The following is an 18,948-nucleotide window of genomic DNA, read 5'->3' on the forward strand; positions in this document are numbered from 1 at the left end:
AAAGAGCGACCTGGCATCAATTTCTAGGCCAGGTCGCCGGAGATTGAGAACTTAACCTTTGTAGCTTGATACAAAAATTAGTGGTGATTTTTGTATGGAACCACAATATTGGCGCCATTTTATGGAGTTAGCTGCCGCTGGTAAGGGCTTAAGGCCCCTGCTGCAACTTTTAGTAGAAATTGCCGGCCGGCCGGCGGTAATCTGCGACCTGACCCTACGTATCCTGGCCAGCCAGGTACCTCCGGGTGGGCCGCCCTTAAGCCTGGACGATTACCTGCCGGTAGAACTCCCCTGGGAACCAGTAGGGGAGGAACTCTACCCGGGCCACTTAAGGGCCGGGGAAGGTACCTCCTTCCTTATGGTACCTGTAGGAGAGGTTTACCGCTATGGCTACCTCTTCCTTCTTGAAACAGATGCAGCATGGCAGAATTATCGCGAACTCTTGCAGGCAGCCTCCCTGGCTGCTATGATCGAGATGTCCCGGACCCGCCTGGCCCAGGAAACCGAGAGACGTTACCGTAATGAATTCATCCAGGATATCCTTTATAATAATCTACCAAACCGGGAGGCATTGGTCAATAGGGGTCGCCTGTGGGGATGGGATTTTACCCGGCCTCATTTTCTACTGGTTTTCGCCCTGGATGGGGAAATGGACGAAAATTTGTGGGAGCGCTGGCGCCAATTAATGCAGTATCATATCAAACAGCAGGTTCCCGAAGTCATTTTAGCCGATCGCAGTGACCAGTTGATAGTCTTAGTACCGGTGCCAGCAACCGGGGCCGGGGTTAATAAAGGCAAAATCGCCAGGTTGGTGAAATCCCTGCAAAAGGTTACTGCCCTGCATCTGCAGGGCCGCACCTTCTCCGCCGGGGTGGGGCGCTTTTACGAAAACGTCGCCGATCTCTACCGGGCCTACCAGGAAGCCAAGGTCGCCCTGGAGATCAGCCACCTCATGCATCGGCGGGGCGTCCTGTCCTTTTTTGACGAGCTCGGGGTCTTGCGCCTGATTTTTAACCAGGGCGAGCAGGAACTGGCGGATTACTATGAGGAAAACCTGGGCCTGATTGTCAAGTATGATCGCGAGCATAATACCGATCTCCTGGCCACCCTGACCGCTTTTTTCCATGCCTCGGGCGACCACAACCGGGCGGCTGAGGATATGTTCATCCACGTCAACACCCTGCGCTACCGCCTGAAAAAAGTGGAAGAACTCTTAGGCCAGGACCTGCGCCGCCTGGACGTCCTGGTTAACCTTTATACCGCCCTTCAGGTGAAAGTGCTCTTAGGGAAATAAAGAAAAACTAGAATGAGGAGGTTATTTATGGAGAAGCAATTACTCAGCGAATGGCTCCAGGGCAGGGAACTGGTTTACAGCTTTCTGGCCAGGGTCTACCAGGAAGGACCCAACCAGGAGATGCTGGGCGCCCTGGCCGGGGAGCAGTTTCTAGCAGAACTGGCCGCCGACAGCCAGAATGAGGATTTGACTGCAGGCTGCCGGCAGATGCAGGTCGAATTGGCGGCCCACCGGGAAGACCTGGAGGCCTATCACCAGGAACTCCAGGAAGACTATAATCGCCTCTTCGTCGGCCCGGGTCATCTGGAGGCACCACCGTGGGAATCCGTCTACCGCTCCCAAGAACATCTCCTCTTTAGTGAGAAAACCCTGGCCGTACGAGAGTTCTATCGTTCCTTCGGCCTGGAGAGTAAGAAAAAGAACCAGGAACCGGACGACCACCTGGGCCTGGAACTGGAGTTTATGGCCTGGCTCTGTCGGGAGGCAGCCGCCAAGGTCCAGGACGGCGGGGTCTGCGAGAAGCTCCTGACAGGGCAGAAACGCTTTTTACAGGAACACCTGGAGCAATGGGTACCGGCCCTGACGGCCGATATCCAGCGGGCCGCCCGGACGGATTTCTTCCGCGGCCTGGCACGCTTGACCCGGGGCTGGCTGGCAACCGATGCCTCCGAGGTGGAAATGGTCCTGGTAGAAATCCAAAAGGAACAAAAAGGATAAAGGTGAAGAGACATGATGAGCGATGAACGGGCCATTATAACTGTCCTGGGTCGCGACCGGGTAGGTATCCTGGCCGGCATTACCGGCGTCCTGGCAGAAGCTGGCGTTAATATCCTGGATATCAGCCAGACGATTCTCCAGGAGTTTTTCACCATGATTATGATTGTGGACCTGCGGGGAAATACCCTTACTTTTTCTACCCTCCAGGAACAGTTACAGGAAAAGGGTGAGAGCCTAGGGGTCCAGGTAACCATCCAGCGGGCCGACGTTTTTAAGTTTATGCATCGCATCTAGCTGGAGCCTGAAGCCTCTACCCCCAGCCCCAAGAAATCCCCAACAATCGCTTAATTTGACTGAAGACTACGTGCGGAGGATAAATTATGCCTAGCCTGTTATCCTTTACACCCGAAGAAATCCTCGAGACCATCCGCATGATCCAGGTAGAAAACCTGGACATCCGTACTGTTACCCTGGGGATCAGCCTGCGGGACTGCGCTACGGATAACCTGGAGGCAACCTGCCGCCGGGTCTACGATAAAATTACCCGGCTGGCGGCGAACCTGGTGGCCGTAAGTGATGAGGTAGCTGTCACCTATGGTATACCCATTGTTAACAAGCGTATTGCCGTCACTCCCATGGCCCAGGTAGGCGAGCCTTCCCGGGAAGAGGATTTAATACCCCTGGCCCAGACCCTGGACGAGGCGGCAGCGGCGGTGGGTGTTAATTTCATCGGCGGCTTCAGCGCCCTGGTACATAAGGGTTTTACCCGGGGCGACCAGGCTCTTTTTAACTCTCTGCCCCGGGCTCTGGCCACCACTGACCGGGTCTGTGCCTCCATCAATGTGGCCTCAACTAAAGCCGGGATGAATATGGACGCCATCGGCGAGCTCGGCCATCTGATTAAGGAAACGGCCCGCCTGACGGCTGAACAGGGCGGCCTGGGCTGCGCCAAGCTGGTGACCTTCTGCAACGCCCCTGAGGATAACCCCTTTATGGCCGGTGCCTTTCACGGCCCAGGCGAACCGGAAGTCGTAGTTAACGTCGGCATCAGCGGGCCGGGGGCTGTCCTGGCAGCCCTGCGCCAGTACCCGGAGGCCGACCTGGGCCAGCTGGCGACGATTATTAAGAACACAGCCTTTAAAGTGACCCGCATGGGGGAACTGGTGGGCCGGGAGGTCTCGACCCGCCTGGGGGTCCCCTTCGGCATCGTCGACCTCTCTCTGGCTCCCACCAATGCCCAGGGAGACAGCGTGGCTGAGATCCTGGAGGCCATGGGCCTGGAGCGCTGCGGCACCTACGGTACTACGGCCGCCCTGGCCTTGCTCAATGACGCCGTCAAAAAGGGCGGCGCCATGGCCTCCTCTTATGTGGGGGGGTTAAGCGGCGCCTTTATCCCGGTGAGCGAGGATAACGGTATGATCCGGGCTGTAGAGAGCGGCGCTCTCAGCCTCGAGAAGCTGGAAGCCCTGACCGCCGTCTGTTCGGTGGGGCTGGATATGTTCGCTATCCCCGGCGATACCCCGGCGGAAGTCATCGCCGCCATCATCGCCGACGAGGCGGCTATTGGCATGATTAATAATAAAACCACCGCCGTACGGGTAATTCCCGTGCCTGGGAAAAGGCCCGGGGAAATGGTGGAGTTCGGCGGCCTCCTGGGCCGCGCGCCGGTCATGGCGGTTAACTCTTTCAGCCCGACGGCCATGATCCGCCGCGGCGGCCGCATCCCGGCACCGCTACAGGGCCTGAGGAACTAAACGAATCATTTATACCAGCAAAAAACTATTCAAGAAAAGCCAGTCCTGGAAAACTAAACCAGGATCTGGCTTTTTATGTATAAACAGGCCTGGCAGCGGTCGATAATATAGCAGAGCGCTAAAAACGAGGTGAGGGTAATGACTGACAGCACCAAACAGCCGGGGCCGCCCAAAAAACCCCTGACCCTGGCCGATCAGGTGATGCAGCAAAAGCAAACCTATGACCAGCAGGCTTACCAGCGGCTGGCCGATAGTGTCAAGCCCCGGCATAACATCCTGGTCAATGCCCTGAACGCCTTCTGGGTGGGGGGGGTAATCTCGGTCCTGGCCCAGCTTTTTACCCTGGCCTTTACTCACGCAGGTTTGAATACCCGGGATGCTGCCACGGCGACGGTGATCTTAATGGTTTTTCTCGGGGCCTTCTTGACCGGTCTGGGGGTTTATGACGAGATCGGTAAGATTGCCGGGGCAGGTTCCATTATTCCCATCACCGGTTTTGCCAACTCCATCGTCGCCCCGGCCATGGAGTTTAAGCGGGAAGGCTTTGTCTTTGGCGTCGCCGCCCGGATGTTTACCATTGCCGGCCCGGTGCTGGTCTATGGTTTTGTTGTTTCAGTTTTAATCGGTCTGATAGCTTACTTCCTGTCCTATTAGCGAGGTGGATCCTGTGACGGCACCCAAAAGGGTAGGTCAACATACCCTGCAGTTTGCCAATCCCCCGGTGATTGTGGCCACGGCGTCGGTTGTCGGTCCCAAGGAAGGTGAAGGCCCCCTGGGGGATTCCTTTGATATGGTCATCGATGATAGTTACTTCGGTGAGGAGACCTGGGAAAAGGCCGAACGCAAGATGCTGGAAGAGGCTGTCAAGATGGTCATCGCCAAAGCCCAGCTCCAACCCCGGGATATTGACTACCTCCTGGCCGGCGACCTGTTAAACCAGACTATCTCCGCTAATTACGCCGCTCGGACCCTGGGAATACCTTTCCTGGGCCTTTATGGCGCCTGTTCTACCATGTACGAAGGTATGGCCCTGGCAGCCATCCTTATTGATGGCGGCTTCGCCCACCACGTGGTAGCTGCCTGCAGCAGCCATTATGATACGGCCGAACGCCAGTACCGTTTCCCCACGGAGCAGGGGGTGCAGCGGCCGCCGACGGCCCAGTGGACGGTTACCGGGGCCGGTGCAGTGCTGCTGGCTCCGGTAGGTCATGGTCCCCGGGTAACCCATGCTACCATCGGCCGGGTCCTGGATGTCGGCATTAAAGATCCCAACGATATGGGCTCGGCCATGGCCCCGGCCGCCGTCGACACCATCGTCCGCCATTTTCAGGATACCGGGCGCGGCCCCATTGATTATGACCTGATTATCACCGGTGACCTGGGCCGGGTGGGCCATGAGATTGCCACCAAACTCCTGGGCGAGCAGAAGTATGATGTCGCTAAAAACTACAGTGACTGTGGCGTTTTAATCTATAATCATGAACGCCAGGATACCCACGCCGGGGGCAGCGGCTGTGCCTGCTCGGCGGTAGTCTTTGCGGGGCATTTAATGGGTAAACTAAATGAGGGTAGCTACAAGCGTATCCTGGGGGTGGGCACCGGGGCTCTCCTTAGTACCACGGCCTCACAGCAGGGAGAATCCATCCCCGGTATCGGCCACGGCGTTGTGATCGAGAAACTCGGGTAGAAGTATTTCCGGAGGAGCCCCTCATGGGGGCTGACGCCCCACCACGAAACCATGAAAATGCTGGCTAAAGGGCTGGCGGCTACAGGCGGAGGGCGACTTGGTTCGAGGCGTTTGCAAACCTAGCGAAGCCGTAGCGAGGCGGCGGTGAACGGGATGGGGATCGCAACGTGGCTTCAGGAACGAGAAGTAGCATGCCCCGTTATGATTGATCAAAAGGACCGAGTCCAGCCACCCCCGCCGCCGAGGAAGGCTGAGCGCAAAGTTTGCTCGCCGAGAAACACCGGAGCCTGGAGCCTGTACCGCCAGCCCTGAAGCGATAATGTAAGTCATATCCATTTTTGCTTGAACCCTATTTCCGAAGGAGGCACCTATCCCTTGAGTATTATCATGGCCTTTATCATCGGCGGCCTGATCTGCCTGGTGGGGCAGCTCATTATGGATCTGACCCCCTACAAGGTGACTCCGGCCCATATTCTGGTCGGTTTCGTCACCGGCGGGGCTATCCTGAGTGCTTTAGGATTCTATGGACCCCTGGTCAAGCTGGGGGGGGCCGGGGCGACGATTCCCATCAGCGGTTTCGGCCACAGCCTAGCCCAAGGCACCCTGGAAGCCGTCCAAGCCAAAGGTTTGCTTGGCGCCTTCAGCGGCGGGATAACGGCTGGAGCGGCGGGTATCGCCGCGGCCGTGGTTTTTGGCTATGTTATGGCTGTATTATTCAACCCACGGGGATAAAGCCGGGACCATTTCCAGGGCCGGCTCTCTACCAGGGTTAAGGGGATGAAAAAATGACTATTTCCGGCGACATCGTCCGGGTCGATACCGATTTGGATGTCAACAATAATTGGATTATGAAGGAGCTGGGGGTCGGCCAGAGCTTCGACGCCATCCGGCGGGATATTAATATTGCCGGGCGCCGGGCCACTTTGTTTTATATTAACGGTATGGCCCGGGAGGATGTCCTGACTTATGTCCTAACTTCCCTGGCCAAACTGAAACGTGAGGACCTGGCTCCCGACGCTTATACCAAGATTTTTACCCAATATATGAGCTATCTCCAGGTGGAGGCCCTTGACGACCTGCATAAGGTTGTCGACAAGATTTTATCCGGGGGCATTGTTGTCCTAATCGATGGTTTTAAAAAGGTTATCCAACTTGATGCCCGGAACTACCCGGTACGCAATCCGGAGGAATCCGACCTGGAGCGGGTGGTACGCGGGTCCCGGGACAACTTCGTCGAAACCCTGCTGTTTAATGTCAACCTCCTGCGCCGGCGGGTGCGCGACCCCAAGTTGCGGACGGAGATCCTCCAGGTGGGCAGCCGTTCCAAGACCGATGTGGCCGTTGTTTATATCCAGGATATCGCCAACCCGCGCCTGGTGGACATCATTAAGGAACGCATTAAAGCCATTAAGATGGACGGCCTGCCCATGGCGGAGAAATCCCTGGAGGAGTTTATCGAGCCGGGCAGCTACTGGAACCCCTTTCCCCGGGTGCGCTATACCGAGCGCCCGGACGTCGCCGCTTCCCATCTCTTTGAAGGGCACGTCCTGGTCATGGTCGATACCTCCCCCAGCGTCATGATCCTGCCGGCGACAATTTTTCACCACTTGCAGCACGCCGAGGAATTCCGCCAGGCGCCCCTGATTGGCACTTTTTTACGTGTTGTACGTTTTGTCGGGGTATTTCTTTCGGTCTTCTTGCCCCCCTTGTGGCTCCTGGCCGCCCTGCAACATGATTTATTGCCGCCGGGCCTGGCCTGGATCGGCCCGAAGGAATTGGGGAAAATACCCCTGGTCTGGCAGTTTCTCTTTGCCGAGCTGGGTATTGACCTTATGCGCCTGGCAGCTATCCACACCCCGACCGCCCTGGCCACTGCCCTGGGTTTGATCGCTGCCGTCTTAATCGGCCAGATCGCTGTGGCCGTTGGTTTCTTTAACCCCGAGGTTATCCTATATATGGCTATAGCTGCGGTCGGCATCTTCGCTACCCCGAGCTATGAACTGGGCATGGCCAATACCCTGGTTCGCGTTATCTTGCTTATTGGTGTGGGCCTGTTCCGCCTGCCGGGCCTGGTGGCCATGACTCTGGGGATATTTTTGTTACTTATGACCACCAAGTCCTTCGGCCTGCCCTACCTCTGGCCCCTGGTTCCCTTTAATGCCAGCGCTTTGAAGGACGTTCTGATCCGGCCGCCGGTGCCTTTAATCAAGCTGCGGTCAAAGGCCCTGCATCCCCAGGATTTTGACCGGCAGCCCTATCCAGAGCCGGCTCGCAAACCCTTGAGACGTAAGGACCAGGAAGAAGGGGAAAAGGAGAAACACATCTGGCCCGAACTAGAAAAAAAGGATGATGATTAGCGTGAAGGTTAAACATTGGCGACTGGGGGTGCCCCGTGCCCTCTTTTATTATTACTATGCTCCCTGGTGGGAGACCTTTTTGGAAAACCTCGGGGCGGAAGTTGTAGTTTCCCCACCGACCTCAAAGGAAATTTTAGATTTAGGAGTCGGCCTGGCTGTTGCCGAAGCCTGCCTGCCAGTAAAGGTCTATTATGGCCATGCCGCTTGGCTGGCGCCCCGGGTAGAGGCCCTCTTTGTCCCCCGCCTGGTCAGCGTGGAACAGAAGAGCTTTATCTGCCCGAAGCTCATGGGCCTGCCCGATATGCTCCGGGCGGCAATTAAGGATTGCCCCCCGGTTATCGCTCCTACCGTCGACCTGGCCCGGCGGCCGAAAGAGGGCCTGCGGGCGGCCATCCGGGCGACGGCCCGGGCCCTGGGTGCCGGGAACAGGGAGGCCTTGCAGGCCGCGGCGTTAGCCGGGGCCAGGTACCGGGAATGGCTGGCACGGCAAAGGGAGGGCGGTCCATATCTGGGCAACAGCGTGCCCGTAGGCAATTGGGAGCAACCGCCACTAACTATCGGTGGCGGCGCGCCCGTTGATTACCCTTTAAAGCATGGTTCACGGCCGGTGGCCGATACTGACATCTCCCTGGCGGTAGGTATCGTCGGTCACAGCTACCTTCTCTATGACCGTTACTTGGGCATGGATATTCCCGGTAAGGTAGCCCGCCTGGGAGGACGGGTGGTCCTGCCGGAGAATATCGACCCCACTTTGGGGGAGGCGGCCTGCCGCCAGTTACCCAAACGCCTGTACTGGACCCTGGGCCGCAAGATTATGGGTACAGCACTACACCTGATGGAAAAAGAAGAAATCGCCGGTCTAATTCATTTGACAGCCTTTGGCTGCGGTCCGGATTCCCTGGTCGGTGACCTGGCCGAGCGTTATGCCCATCGCCTGGGCAAGCCCTTTTTATTATTAACCTTAGACGAGCAGACCGGCGAGGCCGGGGTGGCGACCCGCCTGGAGGCCTTTATGGATATGCTCAGCCGGAGGCGTTCTGCATGAAGATAACCTTTCCCCATATGGGCCACTTGTGGCTGGTCCTGAAGACCGCCCTGGAGGGCCTTGGCCTGGATGTGGTGGTACCCCCACCATGTACTCGCCGCACCCTGGAACTGGGTGTCCGCCAGGCCCCGGAATCCGCCTGCCTGCCCTTGAAGGTCAACCTGGGTAATTACCTGGAGGCTAAAGAACTGGGGGCCGACACCATCGTCATGGCCGGCGGGGTAGGGCCCTGCCGTATCGGCTACTACAGCCAGGTCCAGAGAGAAATTCTCCGGGACCTGGGCAGCGAATACGAGATGATTGTCTTCGAGCCCCCGGACGTTCACTTTAGCGAAGTCTGGGAGAAGATTAAATATTTGAACCGTCGCCCCTGGCAGGACGGCGTCCACGGGATAATCCTGGCCTGGCTGAAGGCCTGCGCTGTTGATGCCCTGGAACAGGAGGTCCAGCGCCTGCGACCCCGGGAAAATCGTCCCGGCCAGGCTGACGCCGTCTTCCGGCTAGCTTTACAAAAGCTGGATGCCGCCGATAGCCGCCGGACGCTTAACAGGACAGTTAAGGAAATTAAAGCCGAGCTGGCGGCCATTCCCCGGCGAAAAGAGGTGCCATCACTGCGAATCGGTATTGTCGGTGAAATTTATACGGTACTGGAACCCCTGGTCAACCTGGATATAGAAAGGCGACTGGGAGCCCTGGGGGTAGAGGTGGTCAGGGGTCTTTTTATTAGCCGCTGGATCAACGATAACCTTTTTAAGGGCCTTTTGCCCCTACCGGGCCATCACCCGGAAAAAACGGCTCCCCCTTACCTCAACCACTTTGTCGGCGGCCACGGCTGGGAGTCAGTGGGAGATACAGTCGTCTTCGCCCGGCAGGGCTGCGATGGGGTTATCCAGCTGGCGCCCTTAACCTGCATGCCGGAGATCGTCGCCCATTCGGTGATGCCTTCTGTCCAGCAGGCTACCGGGATCCCGGTCATGACCCTCTACCTGGACGAGCAGACTGGCGAGGCCGGCCTGCAGACCCGCCTGGAAGCCTTTGTCGATATGTTGCGTCGGCAGAAGGGTATGCGGGCAGGTTAATAATTTACCAATCTAGCACTTGTACGAACTGACGGGTATAGCCTCCAGGCTCCAGTGGTTCTCGGCTAGCAAACTTTGCGCTCAGCCTTGCTCGGCAACGGGAGTGGCTTGATTTTATCTCTTTGATCAAGTATTACGGGGAGTGATACTTTTCTTTCTTAAAGTTACGTGACGATCCCCCTCCCGTTCACCGCTGCCTCGCCCGGCTTCGCTAAATTTGCTAACGCCTCGAACCAAGTCGCCTTCCGCCTGTACCAGCCAGTCCCTCGTCTCAGTTGTGGAGGCGTGAACCTTCATGGGATTACTAAGCAGATGAAAAAGGAGTTGATCCAGTTTGAAGTCTATCTACCTGGGTATCGACGTTGGCTCCGTCAGCACTAACGTCATTGCCCTGGACACCGGCAGTGGCCAACTACTGGCCTACGTTTACCTGCGGACCCGCGGCCAGCCCATCCCGGCCATCCAGGAGGGCTTGCGGGAGATTAGGGATACCTTGGGCCGGGACATCAGCGTGGCCGGTGTAGGCACTACCGGCAGCGGTCGCGGCCTGGCGGCCGTCATGACGGGGGCCGATGTGGTCAAAAACGAAATTACCGCCCACGCCGTGGCCGCCAGCCAGGTGGTGCCCGGCGTGCAGACGGTACTAGAAATCGGCGGCCAGGATTCGAAAATAATCATCCTGCGCCAGGGTGTAGTCACTGATTTCGCTATGAATACCGTCTGCGCCGCCGGCACCGGTTCCTTCCTGGACCAGCAGGCGGCCCGCCTGGGGATTCCCATCGAGGATTTTGGCCGCCTAGCCCTGGAGGCGCAGAACCCGGTACGGATAGCCGGACGCTGTGCCGTCTTTGCTGAGTCCGACATGATACATAAACAGCAGCAGGGCCACCCCCTGAACGATATCGTTGCTGGCCTGTGTGAGGCCCTGGTACGTAACTACCTGAATAACGTCGGCAAGGGCAAAGAGATCCTGCCGCCGGTAGTCTTTCAGGGCGGGGTGGCGGCCAATGCCGGCATGCGCCAGGCCTTCAGCCGCGCCCTGGGAACGGAGGTCATCGTTCCTGAACACTTCGGCGTCATGGGGGCCTTCGGCGCCGCCCTCCTGGCCCGGGAAGCGGGCCTGAAGGTGAGCTCCTTCCGGGGCTTCGAGCTTACCGACAGGGAATTCCACACCGGCGGTTTTGAATGCCGCGGGTGTGCCAATCACTGTGAAGTAGTAGAATTAAAAGAAGGAAAAGAGGTCCTGGCCCGCTGGGGTGACCGCTGCGGCAAGTGGAGTAACGCGGTAGCAGTTTAAAAGGACCATAAAAGAGTCCGCTCCTTTCATTCAGCAGGGCGGACTCTTATTCAGGCTGTGGCCACAGGATTGGACTAATATTTTGCCCTAGATACTCCCTGATACGAGACGCATGGAGCCAGGTAAATATGCGTATTATTCCTTAGTGGCGGCAATCTGCAGGTTACCCAGGGCGGAAGAGATGATCCCGGCCAGGTACTCGCGGAAGGGGCCGGCCAGGTCCGGCCGGGCCAGGGCGAATTCCACTGTGGCCTGGAGGAAACCAAGTTTATCACCGATGTCGTAGCGCTTGCCCTGGAAGCGGTAGGCGTAGACCAGGTCCTGGCTAGCCAGTAAGCGCAAGGCATCCGTCAATTGGATCTCTCCACCGGCGCCGGGTTGTACCATCTCCAGCAGGGGGAAGATCTCCGGCACCAGGAGGTAGCGGCCAATAACGGCCAGGTTGGAGGGAGCTTCAGCGGGTTGTGGTTTCTCCACCAGGTCTTTGACCTGGATCAGGGGGCCGTCAATCTCCAGGGGAGCGATGACCCCGTAGCGGTTGACTTCTTCCCGGGGGACCTCCTGGACGGCGACAATGGGGGCCTTGACTTCTTCATAAACGGCCAGCATCTGCTCCAGGCAGGAAGGGGTATTGACGATAATATCGTCTCCCAGGAGGACGGCGAAGGGCTCCTGGCCGATAAACTTGCGGGCGCAGTAGACGGCATGGCCCAGGCCCAGCTGTTCCTTTTGGCGAATATAGTGGATATCAGCCAGGTCGGCGATTCTTTCCACCAGGGCCAGGAGTTCCCCTTTATCCTTTTCCCGCAGGAGGTCCTCTAACTCCAGGGAACGGTCAAAATGGTCTTCAATGGCGCGCTTGTTTTTGCCGGTGATAATCAGGATGTCTTCGACCCCGGCATTAACGGCTTCCTCAACGATGAACTGGATGGCCGGTTTGTCGACGATGGGTAGCATTTCCTTTGGTTGGGCTTTAGTAGCCGGCAGGAAGCGGGTACCCCAGCCGGCAGCGGGAATAATAGCTTTCTGGATGGTGGCCAAAAATAATCACCTCGTTCGCATGTTCACGTTTATTTTTATGTCGCCCTAGCTTAAATATTACCCCCTTAGTTTTGGCTAGAAGGTTAAAAGAAGTTAATGCAGGTTAAAAATTGGCCCGGTTATATCAGGCTAAACCGAAAAGAAAATGGCTGACTTCTACCGGCGAAGCCAGGAAATAAGGGGTCCGGCCGGAGAAACGGGGACCGATCCCTACAGCCAGGCCGTTAGCCGGCAGGGCGTTAAAGGCATCCTCATCGGTACTATCATCCCCCAGGTAAAGGGGTAAAGCCCGGGGCCAGCGGCGGGTGAAATAGTTTATCGCCACCCCTTTGTGGGCTCCCCGGGGGCGAAGCTCCAGGACCTTATGCCCGGCGATAAATTCGAGGCCGTATTTTAAATATGGTTTGACTTCGCGGCGAAACCCCTCCAGGGCGGCTGCGGCGTCTCCCGGCGCGGCCAACCGGTAGTGCAGGGCCAGGTTTTCTCCTTTATTTTCCACCAAAAGGCCCGGAATCCCTGCTGCAATTTTCCGGGCCAGAGAAAAAATTTTTGTCCAGGGAATATCTCCGGGTGCTGGCGGCGAGAGCGCGATAACTTCTCCCTTCGGGTCCACGACCCGAGTGCCGTGGTGGCCAGCCAGCCAGAGACCGGGTACCGGCAACAGGTGGCGGAGGTCGGCGAGGGAGCGGCCGCTGATTATAACCAGGTGCAGGCCCTGCCGTTGTAGCAGATACTGCAGTAATTTCAGCAGGTTTTTCCCGGGACGAGCCAGTTCCGGGCGGGAGGTCAGGGGAACCAGGGTACCGTCGTAGTCACACATGAGGAGAATTTCGCCGTGGTGCCGGATCTTAGCTGCTAGCCGACCCGGAGACATCATCCGCTTCTCCTTTCTTTAAAGCCATTGTTTGGTGGAAACAGTTCATCCACCAGTGGACATCATGGCGCCGTACCCTTTCTTGCAAAAGACGCAACCTTTTTTCTTGTTCCGCCCGGCCCATCCCCAGGGCCGTATTAAAGATCATGGCCATACCATCAATATCATAAGGATTGACCAGGACGGCTCCTTTGAGTTCCTGGGCGGCTCCGGCGAAACGGCTCAATACCAGCACGCCGGTATTGTCACACCGTGAGGCCACATATTCTTTGGCTACCAGGTTTAAACCATCCCTGAGGGGCGTAACCATCATGACATCGGCCGCCAGGTAGTAGGCTACTAGTTCCTGCCGGGGGAGGCCGCGCCAGAAGTAATGGACGGGGCGATAGCTACCGTCACTGAAACGCCCATTGATACGGCCTACGGCTGCTTCCACCTCTTCCTTTAGACGACGGTAGGCGGGTACAGCCGTCCGGCTGGGTACGGCGATCTGTACCAGGGCCGCCCGGCCACGCCATTCCGGGGCCTCTTCCAGCAAACGCTCCCAGGCCAGGAGCCTTTCCAGGATCCCCTTGGTATAATCAAGACGCTCCACGCTCAGGGCCAGGCGTTCAACGCCGATTTGTTCCCTTAATTCCTCAGCCCTGGCCCTGGTAGAGGGTTCGACCGCCTGGCGCTGGAAGGCCCGATAATCGATCCCCATGGGCCAGGCACCGACATGGATGCGTCGTTGTTCCCAGTAGACAATATTTTCTTCAAAGTCAACCCGGGCCCCCAGCAACTGGGCTGCTGCCTGTAAAAAATTATCAACATAGGCCTGGAGATGGAAACCCAGGACATCGGTTCCTAGGAGGCCGCGCAGGATGTGGGGCGCCCAAGGGAGAGTGGCCAACAGGTCGTGGTGGGGGAAGGGTATATGCCAGAAAAAGAATTGTTTTAACTGCGGTTGGCGATGGCGTAAATGGGCCGGTACCAGGGCCAGGTGGTAATCATTGACCCAGATGATATCACCCTCCGCGGCCTCTTCAAAAACCGCCCCGGCAAATTTAGCGTTAACCCGGGCGTAAGTTGACCATTCCCTGGCGTCATAATGACATCTATCTAAAAAGTAATGGCACAGGGGCCAGAGGGCACTATTGGTAAAACCGTGATAGTAAAGTTTTATTTCTCCCGCTGTGAGGGGTACTTCATGAAAAGTGTAAGCCGCATTCTCAATAGGTACAGCCAACCTTAAACCCTGGCTATTTTCCTGGGGTGCTTCCCGCCCGCCCCAGGCTACCCAGACACCACCCTTTTTCCGCAAAAATGGTTCCACAGCGGATACCAGGCCGCTGATGGCCGGGACGGGTTTGATGCCCTCCGGGGTCGCCTGCAGGTTGTACGAACCCCGGTTGGAAACCATAACTATTTTGGCAGCCTGCTTTTTGCTCATATTATCTACCCCCTTTACTTTTGTTTTAGCTGATTGTTGCCCTCCTCGTAAAAAGTAATAAAACAAATACAACCCCGGTTTTACCCGGGGTTGCTAGCTTGAACGCCATGGAACACGATACCGGTTAACCGGTAGTTCCCTTCCACGCTTACGAAGTTAGCTGACGGATTCGGGCCGAAGTTAGCCCTACCCGGCGCTTTAGCCTTCCCTTCCCCGGCAATCCCTGAATGACAGCCTATCCACCCAAAGATTTAAGGAAAATAAAAGCTGTTGCTGGCCGGGATTCACCCCGGAAATGGTTCCCCCGTTTACGGCCCAAGCCGTAATTCAGCGTACCAGGATATATATATATTTTTATTATACCACGCGGCCAGGGAAATGCAAATTTTAAGTCCATTTCTCCCAGGAAGGAAACCCCAGGTTGCCTGCCGAATTCTTTTTTAATAAAGGGAGGAGGTAGTACATGCTCGATACAGAGCTAGATTTACGCCATAATCCGTGCGCTATTGAACCTGCGACCGAGGTGCTGAAGGAAGGGGGGATTTTTCTCGTTTCCCTGCCCGATGGTTCAGTTATCCAGCGGGATAATGGCAGCCTGGGCCTTTACTATAATGATACCCGCTACTTAAGTCACCTGGAGTTGCAGGTGGCCGGACAGCGACCAATATTTCTTTCTTCTTCCATCCGCGATAGTCACTTCGCCCAGATAGAATTAACCAACCCGGTTTTTAATCTGCCCGATGGTACCGTAATACCGGCCCAGACCATCCATCTCCGCCAGTTACGGTTAATTAAGGACGCCCTTTTTCAGCGCCTGCGCTTAATAAACTTTAATCCCTTTCCGGTAAAGTTGTTGCTCCATTTTAACCTGGCGGCTGATTTCCGGGATATATTTGAGGTACGGGGCAGCCAGCGTCGCCGCCGGGGTGAATTGTTACCGGTGGAAGTGCGACGCCAGGGGCTGGTCCTGGCTTACCGGGGCCTGGACAACCTCCTCCGGACCACCGGAATTACCTTTGAACCGGCGCCGACAAGCATCACCGGCCGGCCTGGCCAGGCCGAAATCACCTTTGCCCTGGTCCTGCCGCCCCAAAAAAAGCTCTACCTGCATTTAAAAATTGAACCCGATCCAGGTAATATCTCTTCGAGGAACAAGATCAGCGATCTTTTTTCGGCGACCACCATTGAGCAGGCGACTGCTTACCACCAGTGGCAAAGGGAGTCGACCAGGATCTGGACCGACAATAGCTTTATCAATGCCATGTTCCAGACGGCCGTCACCGACCTCAAAGCCCTGCAAATAGATTATCCCGGTGCAGGCCGGATTATAGCCGCCGGGATACCCTGGTACACCGCCCCCTTTGGCCGTGATTCTTTGATTACCTCCTGGCAGGCCCTTATCCTAAACCCGGCCCTGGCCCATCAGGCCCTACGCTTCTTGGCTCGCTACCAGGGCCAAAAGGTGGATAGGTGGCGGGAGGAAAGGCCGGGAAAAATCCTCCATGAACTGCGCCACGGGGAGATGACCAGCTGCCGGGAGGTACCCCATAGTCCCTATTACGGTTCTATAGATGCTACCCTGTGGTTTATTATCCTCCTGGGTGCGACTTACAGGTGGACCCGGGATGACGCTTTATTACGGGAAATGGCCATTCCCCTGCGCAACTGCCTGCGCTGGTGCCTGGATTATGGCGATCTGGACGGCGACGGCTACCTGGAATACCAGCGGGAGTCCCCGGCCGGCCTGGCCAACCAGGGCTGGAAAGATTCCTGGGATGCTGTTGTTGACCGGGAGGGGCGCCTGGCCGAGGGTCCCGTGGCCCTGGTAGAAGTCCAGGCTTACTACTATCTGGCTCTCAACGAAGCGGCTCATTTATTAGCCATCCTGGGTGATGAACTGACCGCTGCCGATCTGAAGAGGCGGGCCAGGGAGTTGCGGGAGCGGTTTAACCAGGATTTCTGGCTGGAAAATGAAGGGTACTTGATTTTTGCCCTCGATGGCCGGAAAAGGCCCCTGACCACCCTGGTTTCTAACGGGGGCCAGGCCCTCTTTACCGGTATTCTCCCGCTGGAGCGCGCCCGGAGGGTCGCCCGGCGACTGCTGGCCGGAGATTTCTATTCCGGTTGGGGTATCCGGACCATGAGTAAAAAGGAAAGGGCTTATAACCCCATGAGTTACCATAATGGCTCGGTCTGGCCCCATGACAACGCCATTATCGCCGCCGGCCTGCGCCGTTACCAGTGCCTGGAGGAATTATCGCGCCTGGCCGCAGGCCTTTTCGCCGCCAGCCCCCACTTTAATTACCGGCGCTGGCCGGAGCTCTTTTGTGGTTTTACCCGCAGGGGTTTAAGCGGCCCGGTACGTTACCCGGTAGCCTGTGATCCCCAGGCCTGGGCCATAGGCAGCCTTTTCAGTTTCTTCCAGCACCTGCTGGGCCTGAAATTAGGGGAACACGGCCTGTTTATTTCCCGACCCTTACTACTTCCCGGGACCAGCCGGGTAGAGATCAGGAACCTGGCCGTGGCCGACAGCCGCCTGGACCTGGCCTTTGAGGAAAAGGAGGGGCGAGTCCTGGCCAGTGTTCTGAAGAAAGAAGGCGATCTCAAAGTCATTATTGAAGCGTAAATAATCCTGCCGTGTTTGTCCTTTCTTGACTTTCCCGGGTAATTATAGCTAAAATAAATATGATGTCTCAAATATATTAATTGTGGAGGCGAAGTAATATGCGCGTTGTCATGTTACACTGGGCTTTCCCGCCGATTATCGGGGGAGTGGAATCCCATCTGGCCCTCCTGTGCCCTTACCTGGTCCGCCAGGGGCACCAGGTAAGCCTCCTCACGGCCACAGCCCCCGATACCCCGGTGCAAGAAAGCTGGCAGGGGGTAATCATCAAGCGTTCACCCTTAATGGATCTCAATTCCCTTAATCCGGCAGCCCTGGAAGACAGGGCCGGGGAGATCAAGAAACTCCTGGAAGACTTTCTCCTTGAAGTAAGGCCGGATATTGTCCACGCCCACAATTTCCATTATTTTAGCTTCGTCCATGCTGCCGCCCTGCAAGAGATCTGCCGCCGCCACGGCTGGCCCCTGGTTCTTACCGCCCATAATGTCTGGGAAGATGAACTCTGGGATAAGATGAATACCCTGGCCGAGGGCTGGAATCAGGTTATCGCCGTCAGCCACTACATACGCCAGGAACTGATAATCAGCGGTTATCCGCCGGAACGGGTAACGGTAGTTTACCACGGTACGGATACCTCTACCTTCCGACCGCCTTCACGGGTAGATATGCAGGCTATCTATAATTCTTATCCAGAATGGCGGGGCCGGCGGGTGATCTTCCATCCGGCCCGGATGAGCCGAGCCAAGGGCTGCGATGTCAGTATTCGCGCCCTCGATCTCATCCGCCGGGAAATCCCCGATGTACTCCTGATCCTGGCCGGTACCACCAATACCGTTGACTGGGGCCAGAAGCAACCGGAGGAGGTAGCCTTCCTGCAGGATCTAATCGCCAGCCTGGGGCTGGAGAAAAATGTCTTCATTCGTTTCTTCCCCTGGCAGGAGATGCCGGCTGTCTATCAGGGAGCTGAGGTCTGCCTTTACCCGTCGGCCTTCCAGGAACCCTTTGGTTTGGTCATGCTGGAAGCCATGGCCACGGCCAGGCCTATTATCGTCAGCCGCGCCGGCGGTATGCCGGAGATCATTCGCCCCGGTTATAACGGTTTTCTTGTTTCCATGGGGGACCATGAGGAACTCGCCCGCTATACCACCTTCCTCCTGCGTAACCCGGAGATGGCCAGGACCATGGGCCGGGACGGTCGCCAGTTGGTGGAAGAGAACTTCACCACCGCCGTCATGGCCCGCCGTACACTGAAGGTATATAACCAGCTGCTGGTCCTACCCCGGGCGAGTTAAACTGCCGGCAGAAGGGCTGGCGGGTACAGGTAAAAATCTATTTAAGGGAACCAGCAGCAATGGTTCCCTTAAATTTTCGTAACTACTCAGGCTATCAACCAATAGTTAAAAATCAAGTCTCACCAGGAACAAAAGGCATGCCAAGGAGGGCACCGCGGATGGCCCCCAATACCGGAACGTAATTCTTCTTGACAGTAGAGATGTAGCCTCTAATCCGGCAAAAGATCTGGGCACCCTGCCAGGTGCGAAAGCCGCCGGAGATCTTCTGCTGGACCTTCATCATGCGGATATCGCGTTCTGCCTGGTTATTATCGAAGGGGATGCGAAAATCATACATGAAGTTTAGCGTTTCCTGGCGGTGCTTATCCAGTCTTTCCATCAGGTTCCTGGCTTTGGTCTTTTTCGCTTTGCCCCGCTTGCCTTTGGGTTTTTCCTCCATGACTAAGGGGTTTTCCT

At 56.8% G+C, this 18,948-nt stretch carries 17 protein-coding genes and 1 riboswitch; of the genes, 13 read left to right on the forward strand and 4 right to left on the reverse strand.

Features of this window, described 5'->3' with window-relative positions; translation table 11 throughout:
* The first annotated feature begins 94 nt into the window (after positions 1-94).
* From SDD30_RS12405 to SDD30_RS12455, 11 genes are all read left to right on the forward strand, one after another.
* Positions 95-1,294, forward strand: a complete 1,200-nt coding sequence (locus SDD30_RS12405) for a PucR family transcriptional regulator (RefSeq protein WP_434075237.1) — start codon at positions 95-97, stop codon at positions 1,292-1,294.
* 27 nt (positions 1,295-1,321) lie between these two features.
* A complete protein-coding gene (locus SDD30_RS12410) occupies positions 1,322-2,011 on the forward strand; it encodes a TorD/DmsD family molecular chaperone (protein ID WP_434075238.1) in 690 nt (229 codons plus the stop codon).
* A gap of 12 nt (positions 2,012-2,023) precedes the next feature.
* Positions 2,024-2,305: an ACT domain-containing protein gene (locus SDD30_RS12415; protein WP_434075239.1), complete on the forward strand. Its 282-nt coding sequence runs from the start codon at positions 2,024-2,026 to the stop codon at positions 2,303-2,305.
* A gap of 86 nt (positions 2,306-2,391) precedes the next feature.
* Positions 2,392-3,765: a PFL family protein gene (locus tag SDD30_RS12420; RefSeq protein ID WP_434075240.1), complete on the forward strand. Its 1,374-nt coding sequence runs from the start codon at positions 2,392-2,394 to the stop codon at positions 3,763-3,765.
* 201 nt (positions 3,766-3,966) lie between these two features.
* Entirely contained in the window at positions 3,967-4,419 is a 453-nt protein-coding gene (spoVAC, locus tag SDD30_RS12425; protein WP_434075252.1) for a stage V sporulation protein AC, read from the forward strand.
* A gap of 13 nt (positions 4,420-4,432) precedes the next feature.
* Positions 4,433-5,452 carry a stage V sporulation protein AD gene (gene spoVAD / locus SDD30_RS12430; RefSeq protein ID WP_434075241.1) on the forward strand — a complete coding sequence of 340 codons (1,020 nt, stop codon included), beginning with the start codon at positions 4,433-4,435 and terminating at the stop codon, positions 5,450-5,452.
* Between the two features lie 387 nt (positions 5,453-5,839).
* Positions 5,840-6,184 carry a stage V sporulation protein AE gene (gene spoVAE / locus SDD30_RS12435; RefSeq protein WP_434075253.1) on the forward strand — a complete coding sequence of 115 codons (345 nt, stop codon included), beginning with the start codon at positions 5,840-5,842 and terminating at the stop codon, positions 6,182-6,184.
* A gap of 53 nt (positions 6,185-6,237) precedes the next feature.
* Complete coding sequence (locus SDD30_RS12440; protein ID WP_434075242.1) at positions 6,238-7,809, forward strand: spore germination protein; 1,572 nt, start codon at positions 6,238-6,240, stop codon at positions 7,807-7,809.
* A gap of 1 nt (position 7,810) precedes the next feature.
* On the forward strand, positions 7,811-8,854 hold the full coding sequence (locus SDD30_RS12445) for an acyl-CoA dehydratase activase-related protein (RefSeq protein WP_434075243.1): 1,044 nt from the start codon (positions 7,811-7,813) through the stop codon (positions 8,852-8,854).
* On the forward strand, positions 8,851-9,933 hold the full coding sequence (locus SDD30_RS12450) for a CoA protein activase (protein WP_434075244.1): 1,083 nt from the start codon (positions 8,851-8,853) through the stop codon (positions 9,931-9,933). The genes SDD30_RS12445 and SDD30_RS12450 overlap by 4 nt, the downstream gene beginning before the upstream one ends.
* Before the next feature lie 334 nt (positions 9,934-10,267).
* On the forward strand, positions 10,268-11,230 hold the full coding sequence (locus tag SDD30_RS12455) for an acyl-CoA dehydratase activase (protein ID WP_434075245.1): 963 nt from the start codon (positions 10,268-10,270) through the stop codon (positions 11,228-11,230).
* 135 nt (positions 11,231-11,365) lie between these two features.
* Here SDD30_RS12455 and galU read toward each other — a convergent pair whose 3' ends face one another.
* From galU to SDD30_RS12470, 3 genes are all read right to left on the reverse strand, one after another.
* Positions 11,366-12,271 (reverse strand): UTP--glucose-1-phosphate uridylyltransferase GalU, encoded by a 906-nt coding sequence (galU, locus tag SDD30_RS12460; RefSeq protein ID WP_434075246.1) that lies wholly within the window; start codon positions 12,269-12,271, stop codon positions 11,366-11,368.
* A gap of 124 nt (positions 12,272-12,395) precedes the next feature.
* Positions 12,396-13,148 (reverse strand): trehalose-phosphatase, encoded by a 753-nt coding sequence (gene otsB / locus SDD30_RS12465; protein ID WP_434075247.1) that lies wholly within the window; start codon positions 13,146-13,148, stop codon positions 12,396-12,398.
* Positions 13,120-14,577, reverse strand: a complete 1,458-nt coding sequence (locus SDD30_RS12470) for an alpha,alpha-trehalose-phosphate synthase (UDP-forming) (protein ID WP_434075248.1) — start codon at positions 14,575-14,577, stop codon at positions 13,120-13,122. Before SDD30_RS12470 ends, otsB begins: the two co-directional genes overlap by 29 nt.
* 130 nt (positions 14,578-14,707) lie before the next feature.
* Positions 14,708-14,920, reverse strand: a riboswitch (cyclic di-AMP (ydaO/yuaA leader).
* A 120-nt stretch (positions 14,921-15,040) separates the two neighbouring features.
* Between SDD30_RS12470 and SDD30_RS12475 the strand changes: the two genes are divergently transcribed.
* A complete protein-coding gene (locus SDD30_RS12475; RefSeq protein WP_434075249.1) occupies positions 15,041-17,203 on the forward strand; it encodes an amylo-alpha-1,6-glucosidase in 2,163 nt (720 codons plus the stop codon).
* Positions 17,204-17,301: 98 nt separating this feature from the next.
* Positions 17,302-18,492, forward strand: a complete 1,191-nt coding sequence (locus tag SDD30_RS12480) for a glycosyltransferase family 4 protein (protein WP_434075250.1) — start codon at positions 17,302-17,304, stop codon at positions 18,490-18,492.
* A 112-nt stretch (positions 18,493-18,604) separates the two neighbouring features.
* Here the strand turns inward: SDD30_RS12480 and SDD30_RS12485 are convergent.
* The coding region (locus SDD30_RS12485) for an IS66 family transposase (RefSeq protein ID WP_434075251.1) at positions 18,605-18,948 on the reverse strand (344 nt) is incomplete at its 5' end.

The sequence above is a fragment of the Moorella naiadis (nom. illeg.) genome, from assembly GCF_051020825.1.
GTDB classification, from domain to species: Bacteria; Bacillota; DSM-521; order Neomoorellales; family Neomoorellaceae; genus Neomoorella; species Neomoorella naiadis.

Bases quoted from the DNA above. Each gene is read 5' to 3' on its own strand.
- SDD30_RS12480 (WP_434075250.1), top strand. From the start codon at position 17,302: ATGCGCGTTGTCATGTTACACTGGGCTTTCCCGCCGATTATCGGGGGA.
- SDD30_RS12440 (WP_434075242.1), top strand. From the start codon at position 6,238: ATGACTATTTCCGGCGACATCGTCCGGGTCGATACCGATTTGGATGTC.
- SDD30_RS12415 (WP_434075239.1), top strand. From the start codon at position 2,024: ATGATGAGCGATGAACGGGCCATTATAACTGTCCTGGGTCGCGACCGG.
- otsB (WP_434075247.1), bottom strand. From the start codon at position 13,148: ATGATGTCTCCGGGTCGGCTAGCAGCTAAGATCCGGCACCACGGCGAA.
- spoVAE (WP_434075253.1), top strand. From the start codon at position 5,840: ATGGCCTTTATCATCGGCGGCCTGATCTGCCTGGTGGGGCAGCTCATT.
- SDD30_RS12470 (WP_434075248.1), bottom strand. From the start codon at position 14,577: ATGAGCAAAAAGCAGGCTGCCAAAATAGTTATGGTTTCCAACCGGGGT.
- SDD30_RS12410 (WP_434075238.1), top strand. From the start codon at position 1,322: ATGGAGAAGCAATTACTCAGCGAATGGCTCCAGGGCAGGGAACTGGTT.
- spoVAC (WP_434075252.1), top strand. From the start codon at position 3,967: ATGCAGCAAAAGCAAACCTATGACCAGCAGGCTTACCAGCGGCTGGCC.
- SDD30_RS12450 (WP_434075244.1), top strand. From the start codon at position 8,851: ATGAAGATAACCTTTCCCCATATGGGCCACTTGTGGCTGGTCCTGAAG.
- SDD30_RS12405 (WP_434075237.1), top strand. From the start codon at position 95: ATGGAACCACAATATTGGCGCCATTTTATGGAGTTAGCTGCCGCTGGT.
- SDD30_RS12475 (WP_434075249.1), top strand. From the start codon at position 15,041: ATGCTCGATACAGAGCTAGATTTACGCCATAATCCGTGCGCTATTGAA.
- SDD30_RS12420 (WP_434075240.1), top strand. From the start codon at position 2,392: ATGCCTAGCCTGTTATCCTTTACACCCGAAGAAATCCTCGAGACCATC.